Consider the following 14,097-nt stretch of genomic DNA (forward strand, 5'->3'; position numbering starts at 1 on the left):
AACAAAGCCTTACTTTTGCTGTTTTTCCCAATCATCAATGACCTTTTTTAGCTCATCAATATCATGTTGCGAGAGTTGCTCTGATTTAGCAAAACCACTCACTAATGGCGCAATACGGCCATTAAAGAAGCGTTCAATAAAGCTTTGGCTTTCTTTTAATGTGTATTCTTCACGGGCGATGCAAGGGGTGTAGTTATATTGGCGACCTTGTTTTTCGAAGCTTATTGCGCCTTTTTTAACTAAACGGCTCAACAGTGTTTTAATGGTTTTTTCGTGCCATTCTTTATCGTCACTTAAACGCGCAATTACTTCACTTGCAGTGGCAGGGTAGCCAAGCCATACCGCATCTAATACTTCGAATTCTGCTTTAGAAAGTTCAATCATTTTTATACCTACAGATGTAATCTTTATTTTAAGATTACATCTGTAATCAATTAATGCAAACTTTTTTTGTTAGAGAATGTCACTTTTTTTGATACTGACTATGTGCCCTTCGGGCAAATTCAGCGTGGTGAGTGAAAGCTTTGCGATATCTGTGCGGTAAAGGTCTATGACTTTGTAGCCACAATAACGTGTCATTTTTCGTATTTGCCGGTTTAAGCCTTGTTTTAAGACGATGTAAAACTGCGTTTCGGTCACTTGAGTCACCTCACAAGGAAGGGTTATTTGCTTATCTACGGGTACGCCATCTGCCATTTTGTCACAGAAGACGCTATCAAGAGGCTTATCTACCGTAACTAAATAGCGTTTGGGTTGATGATAATCAGGGTGGATCAGTTGATTACAAAACTCACCGTCATTGGTCAAAATTAACAAACCTCGGGAGTCTTTGTCGAGCCGGCCAATTGGGTAAACGCGAGTGGTTTTAGGCAGACTATGAATAAGACTGGTTGGGTCGTCAGCATTTAATTTGCAATCAATACCAACGGGTTTGTGATACGCAAAGTAGGTTAGTGGCGCTTTTTCTGAAATTTTTTCGCCACGTACAATCACATCATCATGTTCATCAACGTGATCTATATGATTTGCAGCACGGCCATTTACTGTTACCTCACCTTGATCTATCAAGCGCGATGCTTGTTTTCGAGAGCAAACACCTGCATGGGCAATAAATTTGGCAAGTCGTACTTTTTCAGTCATGAGTGATTTTTGTACAATTAATTTGATCACAGTATATCAAACCCGCGTATAAGAAGTACTACCATACAAAAGGGGTTCGACATGGCAATTAAGTTATCTGAACTTGCAGCGCACCAACCACTGCAAAAGGTTATCCTTCATTCGTTGGAAATGGCGCTGTATCAGGTGTCTGTGGTGATCAATAACGTTGAATATTATGTTACTGATGAGCAAGGTGAGTTTATCCGCGATATTAGCCCGTTGCACATTCAAAAGCGTCTCGATCATTTAAGTTATGGTGACATGGTATTACGCCACACAAGTGCTTATGATGAAATGTGTGGTCAGCCAGAAAAGCTGGCTAGTAATATGCTCGAAGTTCCTTATGGTAAGAACCACTTATACTGATTAAGGATATAAGCGTATACTGAGTCATAACATTTTAAAGGTATGCTATGTATCAATTAAAAAGTGATGACTCAGCTGAACTAAACAACCAGCTAAGAGAACATATTGTTGCTTACAATGCTGGGCATTTTAATGCCGAACGTATTCCTCTTGGTTTTAAGTTCATAGCTAAAAACAGCAGTGTTGTAGCAGGTATTCACGGCCAAGTGTTTGGCAACTGGCTGATAATAAGTTGGCTTTGGTGTGATGATAAGACGCGTGGTAAAGGGCTTGCGACACGATTGTTAGCCGAATTAGAGAGTAAGGCTAAAGCGCTTGGTGCAAACACCGCGCAACTCGATACTCTCGATTTTCAAGCCAAACCTTTCTACGAAAAGAACGGCTACCAAGTAAAGTATGAGATGAGAAATTACCCGCTCGACGGTTGCCGTTATTTTATGGAAAAAAGCCTTTGATTATTGTGCTTAGATTACTTCGCTTTAAGTACTTCTTGCTCGGTAAATGTAATTCCTAAGAAAGGGGTGGCTTCAGGAGCAAGCATAAAGGTACGAATGTTCATGTGGTCTTGCCCTTCAGGGTTCTTTAATACTTCTTCACGATAAAATGCGCCAAAACAATCTAGGGTATTTTGCTTACTTAGTTGATTAAGTTTTGCAAAGGCAAAAATTTTGCACGAGCCATTATTTTCATTTGCTTCGCTAAGCAGCCCATGATTGTTAAAACCGCTTGGAATAAAGTCATAATTGTTGTCTATTACTGCCATTGTATCGGTAAACTCAATCTGTTGCGGTGAGCTTGCTAATTTCGAAAGAAATTCATTAAGAGTCATTGCTTGTCCTTAAAAATTGTTCTTTGTTAACTCTAACTCATTCACTTGCTGATTGATATTAAACTTAAAATTCTCTAAAAAGTTCATACCTAGTAAGCCATAACCAGCATGATTTTCTATTACCAACACTTCAAAATTACTGATGCGCTGTTGTCCGATTTGAAATGACTCGAGCTGATAACGCTGAGCTTCAATAACGCCGTTAGCTGTGTTTACTTGCAATGTGCCAAGGTAATTAGGAGGGGTATTAAGCGAGTTTAATAATGTTTGGTTTATGACCGTAAAACTAGCGCCAGTGTCGATCATTAGCTCGGTTTCGACATCATCATTGATGATGCCGGTTATTAGATAGTGTGAACCTCGAGCGGTTAATTTTATAACGTCAACACCTGCTAAGGCTTGTTGTATCAATTGGCGTAATTGCTCAGCTTGCTGTTTAAATTCATGATTTTCAGAAAGTTGATCTAGGGTGATTTGACTAGCTACATAATCTTCTAAATGGTAGTTTGCTAATGCATTGGCATATAGGTAATGTGCGTTACCTGGGGCGTAATCAAGCCAGTGTTGACTGCTACTATGTAATACCTGCCACTGTTGTGCCGCTATAAGCTCACCAATAAAGGATGTGCTTAGCTCGTCTATTTGTTTGCTAAGTTGTTGCTTTTTATTGCTGTCTAACTGGTTGCTAAGAGCCAGTAAATTGATAATTCCCTGTTGGGTATCACCTTGTGCTATTAAACGCTTAGCATCCAATTCAAGCATGCTGACATCGTATGGGTGGCTATTTAAAAAAGCCGTTAAAAATAGCTCACTTAAGGTGAAATTTTTATGGGAAAGCCATGACTCAAGTTGTTGTTGCCAAGCTTGTTTAAGTTGTTTTGCATAGTGTGGATCATTGGTGAGTAGTTGCGTGTATTCAGCAACAGCTTTGTCGAATAAGTGGTTACTAAACAACACAACCGCTTGCTGAAAGTGGGCTGGTAAAACAGCGCTTTTCTTTACTTTAGGCGTTGGTGCGTCTGCCTCTAGTATTACTGGTTTTTCAGGGGAAAATAACTGCCATATGAAGTAACCATTTAAGCTAAGAGAACACAGTAATATTAATTTAAGTAGAGCCTTCATTCTTCTGCCATAAGCTTTCTATTTTTGTTTGTTATTTACTCAGCATAAAGCAAATTTTGAAAGAAGTTACTTTTTAACTAAATGATTGAGTGCCATGATATTGCGTATCTCAATATCAGCTAACCCAAGATAACGATATTGAGTTGCTTGGTTGTTTAGCCAAACACTTTGGCAACCTGCATTATTTGCACCTTGTACGTCAGTATCTAGGCTATCGCCGATATGTAAAATTTCATTATGAGTAACCTCTAACTGTTTTGCAGCGTTATCAAATAAAGCGCTGTGCGGCTTCGCTTTTCCGTGTGGACCGGCTTGTAGTACTAACTCAAAAATGCCATGAAGGTTAAACTTTTCTACCTCGACATTGCCATTGGTGATGGCGATGAGGCGGTAGTGTTTGCTGAGATTAGTAAGTAATTCAAGTACCTCATCAGATACGGTTATTTTACTACGGGCATCAGCGAATGCCTGATATGCATTTTCGGCATGAAACTTAGCTTGCTCAGCAGAAAAACCAAGGTTGGTCATGGCATAGTGTAAGGCTGTTTGTCGCCAGCGCGTAACGTCATCGATTAGAGTCGCATCTTGTCTTAAAGCATTATCGCGGCACTCTAACCAATAGCTCATGCTATCGGCTGGCCATTGTTCTAACGCCTCAAGGTAATCAGCTTGTGCTTGCAAGGCTGATTTAATGATCGGATGGTTGTTATAAAGTGTGTCGTCTAAATCAAAACTTAAAACAGAAACTGGCGATAAGGCACGGTTAAATCGGATCATAATTACAAGAGTTTACTCTGATGTTGGGCGCTTTTTAGCGCGTGGATGGGTGTTATCGTACACTTTAGCTAAATGTTGAAAATCTAAATGCGTATAAACTTGAGTTGCAGACAAACTTCTGTGTCCTAATAATTCTTGTACGGCACGTAGATCTCCTGACGACTCTAAGATATGTGAAGCAAAAGAGTGGCGTAACTTATGTGGATGCACTTGCGAGCTGATCCCTTGTTTGATACCCCATTCTTGCATACGAAGGCGAACTTGGCGCACGGAAATTCGCTTCTTTTGGCTGCTAACAAATACCGCTATTTCATCTGGATGCGCAAATTGAGGACGAATTTTCAACCATGTTTTTAATGCACTGAGTGCTTTACTGCCAACAGGTAATAAACGTTCTTTGTTACCCTTACCACGGACTAAAATTTCACCTTCAGTAGGGTTTATATCCTGTATGTTAGCGCCAACTAACTCGCTAATTCGCAGACCTGATGAATACATTAATTCCATCATAGCTTTGTCACGAATAGCTAAAGGATCATCATCTGGCAATTCTAGTAGTTTAGCCATTTGATCAACGTCTAAATTTTTGGGTAAAGGCTTGGAAAATTTAGGCCCTTTAATGGCTTCTGCCGGATTATGATAATGTGCCTGACTGGCAATATTTTTGGCTTTTAAAAATTTATATAAACTGCGAATACAGCTCAGTTTTAAACTGATTGTGCGGCCGCTTAATTGTTTGCTACGCATTTGCATGCTGTAACGACGAATATGCTCACCTTGTACCGCAAACCAGTTTTCACAGAGTTTACTAAAGTACAACGCTGCAAAGCCTAGTTGGCTCGTGTATTGGTTAACTGTGTGCGCTGAGTATTGTTTTTCGTAGCGTAAGTAGTCTGCAAAAAGTTGGATGGGTGTTCTCCAAGCATCACTTAATTCATCAATCTCTGGCGTCTTCACATCGCTCATGCAAGTTCCAATAAGCGCAGTTGTAATGAGCGCACAAACTCAAGGACAAAAAAGCTGTCTTTTGCCGGTTCAAAGTGACTTACGTCATCGCTACCAAACGCCAAAATTGCGACAGGGTGTTTCGTGTTACCAATTAGATATAAAGCAGTCGATTGAGTCGTGTCTGAGAATAGTAAGTCTCTTTCTTGCTGACTTACTCGGCCCAAGTAAATGCCGTCGTTTTGCAGGCGGTGAGCAATTAACTCATCAAACTTTTTATCGTACTTAACTAAGTGGCATTCGTTAATGGATGGATTTGTGCAGATAATATTGCGCAAGTTGCTAGCCAGTGTCGTAAAGTCATAGTTAGTCCATAACTGACGATGACAGTCGCTAAATAAGCGGTAAATTAACTCGTTTTCTTTTGCTTGTTCAACGAGCTGCTCAATCTTATTTTTTAATAACGTATTGTGTTCACGTAATTGGCGCTGTTGAATATGCACCAAAGACGTTGCACCAGCTGTTTGCTGTTGTAGTTCAACTTCAGCGAGTACATCAGGATTTTTAATAAAAAAATCAGGGTGTGCTTTTAAATATTCAGCAATTTGTTGTTCTGTTAGTTTGCTCATAATGCCACTTGTCCATCAAATACATGCTCAGCAGGGCCAGTCATCCGAACAGGATGGCCTTCGCCTTGCCAGCGTACTTGCAAACTCCCGCCTGGTAAGTCGACTTGTACGGTACTTGCGAGTTTACTTTGAATTTGTCCAACCACGACTGCGGCACAGGCACCTGTACCACATGCTAATGTTTCACTTACGCCACGCTCCCACACTCTAAGTTTAATGTGATCTTGTGAAATTACCTGCATAAAACCAACATTTGCGTGTTGTGGAAAACGTTCATGATTTTCAAGCAGTGGTCCTAGAGTGGTAACTTCTGCTGTATGAATGTCATCAACTTCTAAAACGCAATGTGGATTACCCATTGAAACTGCGCCGCTAAATACAGTATGTTCCTCAGTGCGAAGAATATAAGTTAGCTCACGCTTGCTGGCTTTAAATGGGATTTTGTTCGGCTCAAAATTTGGGTGGCCCATATTCACTGTAACTTGGCCATCTTTTTCAATATAAAGAGTGAGGTTGCCAGATTTTGTTGAAACTGAAATCTTATGCTTATTGGTAAGACCTTTCATACGAACAAAGCGGGCGAAACAACGCGCACCATTGCCACACTGTTCAACTTCGTTACCATCGGCATTAAAAATACGATAATGGAAATCTAGATCAGGAGAGTAAGGGGCTTCAACCATAAGTAGTTGATCGAAGCCAATGCCGAAATGGCGATCTGCCAGCTTCTTTATTTGGTCACGAGATAAGAAAACATTTTGAGTAATGTTATCAATAACAACAAAGTCATTACCTAGGCCGTGCATTTTTGAGAAATTAACTAACATAACGCTCTAATTCAGGATTGCTCTGAGCTAATCATGCCACAGAGCTGCCCGGTTATAAAAACGTTTATGGTAAAATTTTCTCGCCTTGCCATAGGCTTTCTAAGGTTTCACGTTGACGAATTAAATGACTTTGCTGACCATCCACCATAATCTCTGCAACACGAGGGCGCGAGTTGTAGTTAGAGCTCATGGTAAAACCATACGCACCAGCGCTGCGCTGCGCTAAAAGGTCACCGGCTTGTAGCGCTAGTTCGCGGTCTTTACCCAAAAAGTCACCGGTTTCACAAACAGGGCCTACAATGTCGTAGTTGTGAGTAGGCGTATCATCTACGCGAGGTTCAACCGGCACAATATTTTGCCAAGCTTGATATAGCGATGGACGTAACATATCGTTCATACCCGCATCAACAATAGCAAAGAACTTATCTTGGTTTTGTTTAATAAACTCAACTTTGGTGACTAAAATGCCTGCGTTTGCAGCAATTGCACGACCAGGCTCAAAAATCAGCTCTAAATCTTGGTAATTTGCTAATCGAGCGGTAATTTTATCAACATATTCACTTGGATGAGGTGGTGTTTCGCCGTTATATGGCACACCCAGTCCGCCACCAATATCGAGGTGTGAAAGTGTTATGCCAGCGGCTTTTAACTCTTCGATAAGTGTTAGCACTTTTTCAAGTGCAGCTAAGAAAGGTTTAATTTCTGTTAGCTGCGAACCTATGTGGCAATCTACACCGGTAATTTTTAAACCAGGCAGAGATGCAGCGTGTTGATATACTGTCACCGCAGTTTGAATATCAATACCAAATTTATTCTCTTTTAAACCTGTTGAGATATAAGGATGCGTTTTAGCATCAATATCTGGGTTTACACGAATCGAAATAGGCGCTACATGGTTAAGAGAAGTAGCCACTTCTGAAATACGCTCAAGCTCAGCCACTGACTCAACGTTAAAACATTTGATCCCCAATTCAAGTGCATACGCAATTTCATCGGCTGTTTTTGCAACGCCAGAAAATACCACTTTACTGGCGTCCCCTCCAGCTTGGATTACACGAGCAAGCTCACCCTTTGAGACGATGTCAAAACCTGAACCAAGCCGCGCTAAAATATTGAGCACTGCAATATTAGAGTTGGCTTTTACGGCATAGCACACCAAACTTTTATGCGATTTTGCTGCATCAGCAAAGGCATGGTAATGGCGCTCAAAGGTTTTACGCGAATAGATATAACACGGTGTACCGTATTGCTCTGCCAGCTCTTTGACAGCGATGTCTTCAGCGAACAGCTGATTATTATTGTAGTTAAAAAAGTCCATCTATTGGTCCTGTTTTTGCTCTGGTTGTTCGGATGGATCAGCCTGCGGCTGAGATTCTTTAGGCTGTGCAGTATCATCTGGTAGATAAAGAGCACCACTTTGTCCGCAACCGGCGAGGGTTAGAAGTAGGGCGCTAAGTGGTAAGATTGTTTTTAATTTTTGGCTATGAGTCTCTTTCATTAGATTAATACGATTGCTGGCTTTATAATCGCAGAGTAACAGAATATTTAAAAAATGCAGCTATTCGCGGATGAATTTATTCCTGTTACACTTGATGTACACAATCTGCCTCCAGATCTAGGCTTAAAGCCAGTTAAAGGACATTAAAATGACTGATCATGAATACCACACACTAGCCGATGCATTAATGCTAACTATTGAAGAGCAAATCGATGAATGTGATGCCGACTTAGATTATGAATCAGCGTCAGGTATTTTAGAAATCATCTTCCCAGATCGCAGTAAAATAGTGATCAACAAGCAAGCACCACTTCATCAAGTTTGGGTTGCGACGAAATTTAATGGTCACCATTTTGAACTACGCGATGATAAGTGGATTGATAACCGCTCGGGTGCTGAGTTTTGGCAATTTATGTGTGATGCAGCAACACGTCAAGCGGGGCAACCTATCGAGTGGCGCTCAGAACTATGAGTTTAGAGTTTGTTGAATATCCAGCACAGAGTGAACATAAAGCAACAGTCATTTGGTTACACGGGTTAGGTGATTCAGGCGATGGTTTTGCGCCAGTGGCACCACAACTAGCACTACCAGCAGAGCTTGGAGTACGTTTTGTGTTTCCTCATGCTCCTGTGCAACCAGTCACCATTAATGGTGGTATGGCGATGCGCTCTTGGTACGATATTAAATCAATGGATTTAGATAAGCGTGCCGATGAGCAAGGGGTTCGTGAATCCGCTGCAAAAGTGGCTGCGATTATTGATCAAGAAATTGCAAAAGGGATTGCTGCTAACAAAATTATTCTTGCAGGTTTTTCTCAAGGTGGTGTGGTATCGCTACACTTAGCGCCACGACTCGACTATAAATTAGCGGGTGTAATGGCACTATCAACCTATATGTGCGTGCCAGATAAATTAGCCGATGAAATCAAGCAGCAAGGCTTAAACATCTTTATGGCCCATGGTCGATTTGACGATGTGGTACCACATAATGCAGGTAGGCAGGCATTTGATGTGCTTAGCGCTAACAACATGGAAGTAAGCTGGCAAGATTACCCGATGGCGCACCAAGTTTGTGGTGAAGAACTAATCGCTATTCGTGAGTGGTTAATTGCTCGCTTGAGTTAATTTTTGGTTTTAGAGGCCAACATGACAAAGAAACTTGTAATTACAGCAAATATGAATACTGTTGAAGCAGTTAATTCAACTTCTACGGCGGTCACTTATCAATGGCATTGGCGACGTATTTTTATGGTCAGCAGTGTCATCTTAGTTGCACTGGCTATATTAGTGTATAGCTTTATTGGGGCTGTAAATGCTGAGCAATCAGCACAGGATGAGCCGCAATCGGAGCTTGCAAGTGTTGAGTTACAAGCTCCTTTAAATGATGCCAAACAAGTAGAACCAAAAGAAGTGACTGCATCACCAGTGAATGAGCAACCAGCGGTTACTGATAGTAAACAAAGTGCTATTACAGAGGTCGTTATCTCAGACGTAGCTGAACCTGAAGCAAATACAGTAGATACAGAGATCGTGAGTGAGCAGGTTTTTGATGGGCAACAGCTGCCTGAAACATCAGCTGTCACTCCCGATGAAGAACCACTGCAAACTGAAGAGCAAATAGAGGTTGCTGCAGTACCCGATGTTCAGCAGCAGTTTTCACACTCAGCACATATTGCCAGTGTTGCAATTGGCGCTAAAATAGATACAGACAAAGTAAGTCGCGCAGTATTAACAACCGATGTTGTTGATCGAGAACCAGTCAATGTTCTAAAAAACGATGTAAAATTAGCGCAAATTAGTAATAGCTTAAGCTTTTTTAGTGAGCTTAGAAATATGCAGGGGCAAACTGTTCGTCATCAATGGTATTACCAAGGCCAGCAGCTTGCTTCTATTGAATTAGCTGTAAGTAGCCCGCGTTTTCGTACTTATTCGACAAAAAACATCATGCCAGAGCAGCTCGGTGATTGGCGTGTTGAGGTTATTGACGCAGATGGCAACTTGCTGGCCCAAAAAGAGTTTAGAATTTTAGCTGAGTAACATTTAGTATCAGCCTGATAATTAATTGGATTTTTCATGACACAGACAACAAAACTAGTTCGTATCGCTACCCGTAAAAGTGCGCTTGCTTTATGGCAGGCAGAATTTGTTAAAGCTCAATTAGAGCACTTCCATGACGACGTAACGGTAGAGTTGGTTCCTATGTCGACGCAAGGCGATATTATCCTTGATACGCCACTGGCAAAGATTGGTGGTAAGGGTTTATTCGTAAAAGAGCTTGAACAAGCCATGCTTGATGGCCGCGCAGATATTGCGGTGCATTCAATGAAAGATGTACCTGTTGAGTTTCCTGAAGGCTTAGCCTTAAACACAATTTGTGAGCGTGAAGACCCTCGTGATGCATTTGTATCTAACAACTACAAAAGCTTAGATGAGTTACCACAAGGTGCTATTGTTGGTACGTCAAGCTTACGCCGCCAATGCCAAATTCGCGAAGCGCGTCCTGATTTAGATATTCGTGATTTACGCGGTAATGTTAACACCCGTTTAGCAAAACTAGATGATGGTCAATATGATGCAATTATCCTAGCTGCTGCGGGATTAATTCGTTTAGAAATGCCAAAACGCATCACTGCCTTTATTGAGCCTGAAGTATCATTACCTGCAAATGGTCAAGGCGCAGTAGGTATTGAATGTCGTATTGACGATGAAGTTACAAAAGCGCTACTAGCTCCGCTTGAGCATAATGAAACACGGATTCGTGTAAATGCCGAGCGTGCGATGAACCGCCATTTAGAAGGTGGCTGTCAGGTACCAATTGGTGCATTTGCACTAGTTGAGGGTGAGCAAGTGCATTTACGTGGTTTAGTGGGCGCTATTGATGGCAGCCAAATGCTGCGTGATGAAGTGACAGGTCCAGTGGCTGACGCAGAGCAGTTAGGTATTAAACTTGCTGAAAAGCTACTTGAGCAAGGTGCCGATAAAATTTTAGCTGAAGTATATAGAGACGCTTAATATGCATATTTTGATAACTCGTCCAGAAGGAAAAGGCACTGAGCTTGCTCTTGAGCTTCAGCAGGCGGGTTATCAAACAACCCAATGTCCAGTCCTTACTTTAGATTACCTCACGGTTAATAGTAGTGAGCTTGCGCCGCTAGAAAATGCCGATAAAGTTATTTTTATCTCGCAAGATGCCGTACATGCCTTGTTAAAACTCACACCAACAATTAACAAAGCAGCCCAACTTTATGCGGTTGGTCAGCAAACTGCTGATGCGGTTTATGAGGCGTTTGGACGTCGAGCTGCTGTGCCAAAAAAACATGATTCAGAAGGTCTGCTCGAGCTAAAAACGCTGCAAGATGTAGAGCTGAGTAACATTGTATTAGTGAAAGGTGTAGGCGGGCGCACGACGATAGCGAAAACCTTAAAACAACGTGGTGCTTTATTGAATCAGTTGGTTGTTTACAAGCGTAGCGCAATTGAGAGCGAGCCTGGTAAGTGGATGGACCACTGGCAAACAGTTGATGTAGAAGGTATAGTCATTACTAGTAATGCAGCGGTGGATGCCATTTTTAATGGCTTAAATGAGCCTCAGCTTACATGGTTGAAAGAGCGACAATTTTTCGTTGCTAGTGAGCGTATCGCTGACTATTTAAAGCAACAAAAGGTCGCAAGAACACAGATACATATTGCTGCAGGGGCGAGCGATAGCGCTATGTTCACCTGCATTAATCAGCAAGGTAGCAAAATGAGTGAAGCAGAATCAAAACAACCCGCAAAGCCAGTGACTGCACAGCCAGATAAAAAAGCGCAAACGGTAAATACTGGGACGAAAGCGCCTGTGCAAGCAAAAAAAGGTATCAGCAAATCAGGTAGCTTAGCGTTACTTATTTCACTTTTAGTGGCTTCTACTGTTGGCTATGAGTTTTATCACAAATTAAATAGTGATCAGCAATCAGCTGTTGCATTTACTGAGCTGACAGATGAAAACCAACGCTTACAACAGCAGATTGATGCATTAAAAAGTGCGCAGCAAACATTACAACATTCGCTTTATAACAGTGAACAAAAAGTCTCTGAGGCGCTAAATGAAAGTGCTGAGCAAACTCAGCAGCAATTACAAGCGGCTTTAAAGCGCGCTGAGCAGCAAACTTTCACGCTTAATCCGCAAGAGGTTACAAGCCTGCAACGTATGGCCGAGTTTAAATTGTGGGCAGAGCACGATTACCAAGGAGCTGCCGCTGTGCTATCTCGCTTAGATAGCTTGCTAGCAGAACACCCGGGTACAGGAGCTATTCGCCAAGCAATTCACCAAGACTTGCAAACCTTGAATGCCATAGAGCCTGTTGCTGTTGAAGCAATTTATTTAAAACTGCATGGCATTAATCAAAAAGTTGATGAACTAGTATTTAATGCTATTTCACTACCTGAAGAAGTCGTCAAAGAAGATCCAAATCAATTGAGCGAAAATGTCAGTGAATGGCGTCAGAACCTTGCGAAATCATGGCAGCAGTTTAAAGACTTCTTTGTAGAAGTACGCACACGTGAAGATATGGTTATCGCACCATTTTTAAGTGAGCAAGAGCGCCACTTAGTTAAACAGCGCTTAAGCTTATACTTAGCTCAAGCGCAAGATGCTGTATTAAGTAAACAAAGCAGTGTGTATTTTAGCGCTGTTGATGCTGCACATAGCTTGGTAAAAGATTACTTTAAGCAAGATGATGCGCAAACAAAAGCGGCATTAAAAAGCCTCGCTGAGCTTTCAAAAGAGCAACTTGATTTCAGCCCAAAAGTGTCACTGCAAAGTACTGAGCAGGTGAAGGAGTGGGCACAATGATCCGCTTTTTATTAATCATTATTGCGATAGCCGTCTGTTTGGGAATTGCCCCCTTTTTTATTGATCAAAAGGGTTATGTATTAATTGCCTTTAATAAAACAACCATTGAAGGCACTATTTGGGGCGTTACAGCACTCTTATTGTTAGCACTTACTGCAATATATGTGCTTTATAAACTAGTTCGTTATTTATGGTCTTTGTATAGCCACACACGCCATCGCTTTTTTGCTCGTAGTGAAGAACGTAAACAAGCGGCTATTGAGCAAGGTGTATGGAGCTTAATAAATAACGATTATGCAGAGCTGGAGCTAGCCCTTGATAATAACAGTGTTGCAGACCAGTGGACCGATATACGTTATGCGCTTCTTGCTAAAGCGGCATTAGCGAGTAATGAGAACGAAAAGGCGATTAGCTACCTTGATAACATAAGTCAAAATAATCAACTAAAAGTGGCTAAGTTATGGATTGCCAGCGGTGAAACCAGCACTATTTTTGCTGATCTAAAAGCCTCAGCTGAACGCAAAAAAGCTACTCGTTTAGAGCTCAAAATGTATGCCCATGTTTTAGTGCAAGAGCAAAAATGGGCTGCACTTAATGACTTCATGCCTCGCTTATTACGCAAAAAAGCACTTTCAGAGCAGGAATGGCAGCAACTGTTTGATCGCTACTTTGCAGCGCAGTCAAGCGAGGATTTAACTGCGCGCTATGAGCAATTAGCGAAAAACCTTAAACCACACGCTGAAGTAAGTTATTTGGCAGCGATGGCAAAGGCAGGCGAATTAAATAAAATAGAGTTAAGCTTAATTAAAATGGTTAAAAAACCGCTGCAGCATAAAGATTTAGCACGTATTTTACGTACCAGTGGCCCTGGCGATGCACTCAAGCTGCAAGCAAGTTTGCAAGATGTATTGAAAAAAGACACCGAGAATACAGATTTACTTCTAGCCCTAGCATGTTTAGCGAATGCTCATGGTGAGTACGATTTAGCTGCGCGGGTGTTTGATAAAGCACTTAATGCTGATAATCGTAATGCCTATTTGCAGCAAGCTGTACTCAGTTATAGTAAAAGTGCCCAGCCAGAAAAAGCATTGGTACTCTATCAATAATTT

At 41.5% G+C, this 14,097-nt stretch carries 18 protein-coding genes; 8 read left to right on the forward strand and 10 right to left on the reverse strand.

Annotated features, from left to right (window positions below):
• Positions 1 to 9: 9 nt before the first annotated feature.
• Both J3455_RS18780 and J3455_RS18785 read right to left on the reverse strand, forming a co-directional pair.
• Positions 10 to 384 carry a BlaI/MecI/CopY family transcriptional regulator gene (locus J3455_RS18780; protein ID WP_167658808.1) on the reverse strand — a complete coding sequence of 125 codons (375 nt, stop codon included), beginning with the start codon at positions 382 to 384 and terminating at the stop codon, positions 10 to 12.
• A 69-nt stretch (positions 385 to 453) separates the two neighbouring features.
• Positions 454 to 1,140, reverse strand: coding sequence for a pseudouridine synthase (locus J3455_RS18785; RefSeq protein ID WP_130052216.1), 687 nt, complete (start codon positions 1,138 to 1,140; stop codon positions 454 to 456).
• Positions 1,141 to 1,221: 81 nt separating this feature from the next.
• Between J3455_RS18785 and J3455_RS18790 the strand changes: the two genes are divergently transcribed.
• Entirely contained in the window at positions 1,222 to 1,527 is a 306-nt protein-coding gene (locus J3455_RS18790) for a DUF6482 family protein (RefSeq protein ID WP_063700650.1), read from the forward strand.
• Between the two features lie 47 nt (positions 1,528 to 1,574).
• The gene (locus J3455_RS18795) at positions 1,575 to 1,982 is read left to right on the forward strand and encodes a GNAT family N-acetyltransferase (protein WP_178926466.1); all 408 of its coding nucleotides are present in this window, start codon (positions 1,575 to 1,577) and stop codon (positions 1,980 to 1,982) included.
• Positions 1,983 to 1,996: 14 nt separating this feature from the next.
• Here J3455_RS18795 and J3455_RS18800 read toward each other — a convergent pair whose 3' ends face one another.
• The 8 genes from J3455_RS18800 to lptM form a co-directional block, all read right to left on the reverse strand.
• Positions 1,997 to 2,356: a HopJ type III effector protein gene (locus J3455_RS18800; RefSeq protein ID WP_130050052.1), complete on the reverse strand. Its 360-nt coding sequence runs from the start codon at positions 2,354 to 2,356 to the stop codon at positions 1,997 to 1,999.
• A 9-nt stretch (positions 2,357 to 2,365) separates the two neighbouring features.
• Positions 2,366 to 3,478 carry a retropepsin-like aspartic protease family protein gene (locus J3455_RS18805; RefSeq protein ID WP_349562161.1) on the reverse strand — a complete coding sequence of 371 codons (1,113 nt, stop codon included), beginning with the start codon at positions 3,476 to 3,478 and terminating at the stop codon, positions 2,366 to 2,368.
• Between the two features lie 66 nt (positions 3,479 to 3,544).
• Entirely contained in the window at positions 3,545 to 4,255 is a 711-nt protein-coding gene (locus tag J3455_RS18810; protein ID WP_167658810.1) for an HAD-IA family hydrolase, read from the reverse strand.
• Between the two features lie 12 nt (positions 4,256 to 4,267).
• Positions 4,268 to 5,221 carry a tyrosine recombinase XerC gene (locus J3455_RS18815; protein ID WP_349562162.1) on the reverse strand — a complete coding sequence of 318 codons (954 nt, stop codon included), beginning with the start codon at positions 5,219 to 5,221 and terminating at the stop codon, positions 4,268 to 4,270.
• A complete protein-coding gene (locus J3455_RS18820) occupies positions 5,218 to 5,829 on the reverse strand; it encodes a DUF484 family protein (protein ID WP_130050048.1) in 612 nt (203 codons plus the stop codon). Before J3455_RS18820 ends, J3455_RS18815 begins: the two co-directional genes overlap by 4 nt.
• On the reverse strand, positions 5,826 to 6,656 hold the full coding sequence (gene dapF, locus J3455_RS18825) for a diaminopimelate epimerase (protein ID WP_349562163.1): 831 nt from the start codon (positions 6,654 to 6,656) through the stop codon (positions 5,826 to 5,828). The genes J3455_RS18820 and dapF overlap by 4 nt, the downstream gene beginning before the upstream one ends.
• A 64-nt stretch (positions 6,657 to 6,720) precedes the next feature.
• Positions 6,721 to 7,974, reverse strand: a complete 1,254-nt coding sequence (lysA, locus tag J3455_RS18830) for a diaminopimelate decarboxylase (RefSeq protein WP_349562164.1) — start codon at positions 7,972 to 7,974, stop codon at positions 6,721 to 6,723.
• Positions 7,975 to 8,154, reverse strand: a complete 180-nt coding sequence (gene lptM / locus J3455_RS18835) for an LPS translocon maturation chaperone LptM (RefSeq protein WP_130050045.1) — start codon at positions 8,152 to 8,154, stop codon at positions 7,975 to 7,977.
• A gap of 148 nt (positions 8,155 to 8,302) precedes the next feature.
• Between lptM and cyaY the strand changes: the two genes are divergently transcribed.
• Genes cyaY through J3455_RS18865 form a run of 6 tightly spaced genes read left to right on the forward strand, consistent with a single transcriptional unit; the run spans position 8,303 to position 14,094 of the window.
• Positions 8,303 to 8,626: an iron donor protein CyaY gene (gene cyaY, locus J3455_RS18840; RefSeq protein ID WP_036974421.1), complete on the forward strand. Its 324-nt coding sequence runs from the start codon at positions 8,303 to 8,305 to the stop codon at positions 8,624 to 8,626.
• Positions 8,623 to 9,279, forward strand: coding sequence for an alpha/beta hydrolase (locus tag J3455_RS18845; protein ID WP_130050044.1), 657 nt, complete (start codon positions 8,623 to 8,625; stop codon positions 9,277 to 9,279). The genes cyaY and J3455_RS18845 overlap by 4 nt, the downstream gene beginning before the upstream one ends.
• Positions 9,280 to 9,300: 21 nt before the next feature.
• Positions 9,301 to 10,191, forward strand: a complete 891-nt coding sequence (locus J3455_RS18850) for a DUF2914 domain-containing protein (RefSeq protein ID WP_349562165.1) — start codon at positions 9,301 to 9,303, stop codon at positions 10,189 to 10,191.
• A gap of 36 nt (positions 10,192 to 10,227) precedes the next feature.
• A complete protein-coding gene (hemC, locus tag J3455_RS18855; RefSeq protein ID WP_349562166.1) occupies positions 10,228 to 11,166 on the forward strand; it encodes a hydroxymethylbilane synthase in 939 nt (312 codons plus the stop codon).
• 1 nt (position 11,167) lies between these two features.
• Entirely contained in the window at positions 11,168 to 12,988 is a 1,821-nt protein-coding gene (locus J3455_RS18860) for a uroporphyrinogen-III synthase (protein ID WP_130050041.1), read from the forward strand.
• Positions 12,985 to 14,094: a heme biosynthesis HemY N-terminal domain-containing protein gene (locus tag J3455_RS18865; protein ID WP_167658814.1), complete on the forward strand. Its 1,110-nt coding sequence runs from the start codon at positions 12,985 to 12,987 to the stop codon at positions 14,092 to 14,094. Before J3455_RS18860 ends, J3455_RS18865 begins: the two co-directional genes overlap by 4 nt.
• Positions 14,095 to 14,097: the final 3 nt, after the last annotated feature.

It is taken from the genome of Pseudoalteromonas sp. NFXS39, assembly GCF_040148775.1.
GTDB lineage: Bacteria > Pseudomonadota > Gammaproteobacteria > Enterobacterales > Alteromonadaceae > Pseudoalteromonas > Pseudoalteromonas apostichopi.

What these genes read in the sequence shown, in the direction of transcription:
- J3455_RS18780 (WP_167658808.1), bottom strand. Translation starts at nt 384, where the DNA reads ATGATTGAACTTTCTAAAGCAGAATTCGAAGTATTAGATGCGGTATGG.
- J3455_RS18785 (WP_130052216.1), bottom strand. Translation starts at nt 1,140, where the DNA reads ATGACTGAAAAAGTACGACTTGCCAAATTTATTGCCCATGCAGGTGTT.
- J3455_RS18790 (WP_063700650.1), top strand. Translation starts at nt 1,222, where the DNA reads ATGGCAATTAAGTTATCTGAACTTGCAGCGCACCAACCACTGCAAAAG.
- J3455_RS18795 (WP_178926466.1), top strand. Translation starts at nt 1,575, where the DNA reads ATGTATCAATTAAAAAGTGATGACTCAGCTGAACTAAACAACCAGCTA.
- J3455_RS18800 (WP_130050052.1), bottom strand. Translation starts at nt 2,356, where the DNA reads ATGACTCTTAATGAATTTCTTTCGAAATTAGCAAGCTCACCGCAACAG.
- J3455_RS18805 (WP_349562161.1), bottom strand. Translation starts at nt 3,478, where the DNA reads ATGAAGGCTCTACTTAAATTAATATTACTGTGTTCTCTTAGCTTAAAT.
- J3455_RS18810 (WP_167658810.1), bottom strand. Translation starts at nt 4,255, where the DNA reads ATGATCCGATTTAACCGTGCCTTATCGCCAGTTTCTGTTTTAAGTTTT.
- J3455_RS18815 (WP_349562162.1), bottom strand. Translation starts at nt 5,221, where the DNA reads ATGAGCGATGTGAAGACGCCAGAGATTGATGAATTAAGTGATGCTTGG.
- J3455_RS18820 (WP_130050048.1), bottom strand. Translation starts at nt 5,829, where the DNA reads ATGAGCAAACTAACAGAACAACAAATTGCTGAATATTTAAAAGCACAC.
- dapF (WP_349562163.1), bottom strand. Translation starts at nt 6,656, where the DNA reads ATGTTAGTTAATTTCTCAAAAATGCACGGCCTAGGTAATGACTTTGTT.
- lysA (WP_349562164.1), bottom strand. Translation starts at nt 7,974, where the DNA reads ATGGACTTTTTTAACTACAATAATAATCAGCTGTTCGCTGAAGACATC.
- lptM (WP_130050045.1), bottom strand. Translation starts at nt 8,154, where the DNA reads ATGAAAGAGACTCATAGCCAAAAATTAAAAACAATCTTACCACTTAGC.
- cyaY (WP_036974421.1), top strand. Translation starts at nt 8,303, where the DNA reads ATGACTGATCATGAATACCACACACTAGCCGATGCATTAATGCTAACT.
- J3455_RS18845 (WP_130050044.1), top strand. Translation starts at nt 8,623, where the DNA reads ATGAGTTTAGAGTTTGTTGAATATCCAGCACAGAGTGAACATAAAGCA.
- J3455_RS18850 (WP_349562165.1), top strand. Translation starts at nt 9,301, where the DNA reads ATGACAAAGAAACTTGTAATTACAGCAAATATGAATACTGTTGAAGCA.
- hemC (WP_349562166.1), top strand. Translation starts at nt 10,228, where the DNA reads ATGACACAGACAACAAAACTAGTTCGTATCGCTACCCGTAAAAGTGCG.
- J3455_RS18860 (WP_130050041.1), top strand. Translation starts at nt 11,168, where the DNA reads ATGCATATTTTGATAACTCGTCCAGAAGGAAAAGGCACTGAGCTTGCT.
- J3455_RS18865 (WP_167658814.1), top strand. Translation starts at nt 12,985, where the DNA reads ATGATCCGCTTTTTATTAATCATTATTGCGATAGCCGTCTGTTTGGGA.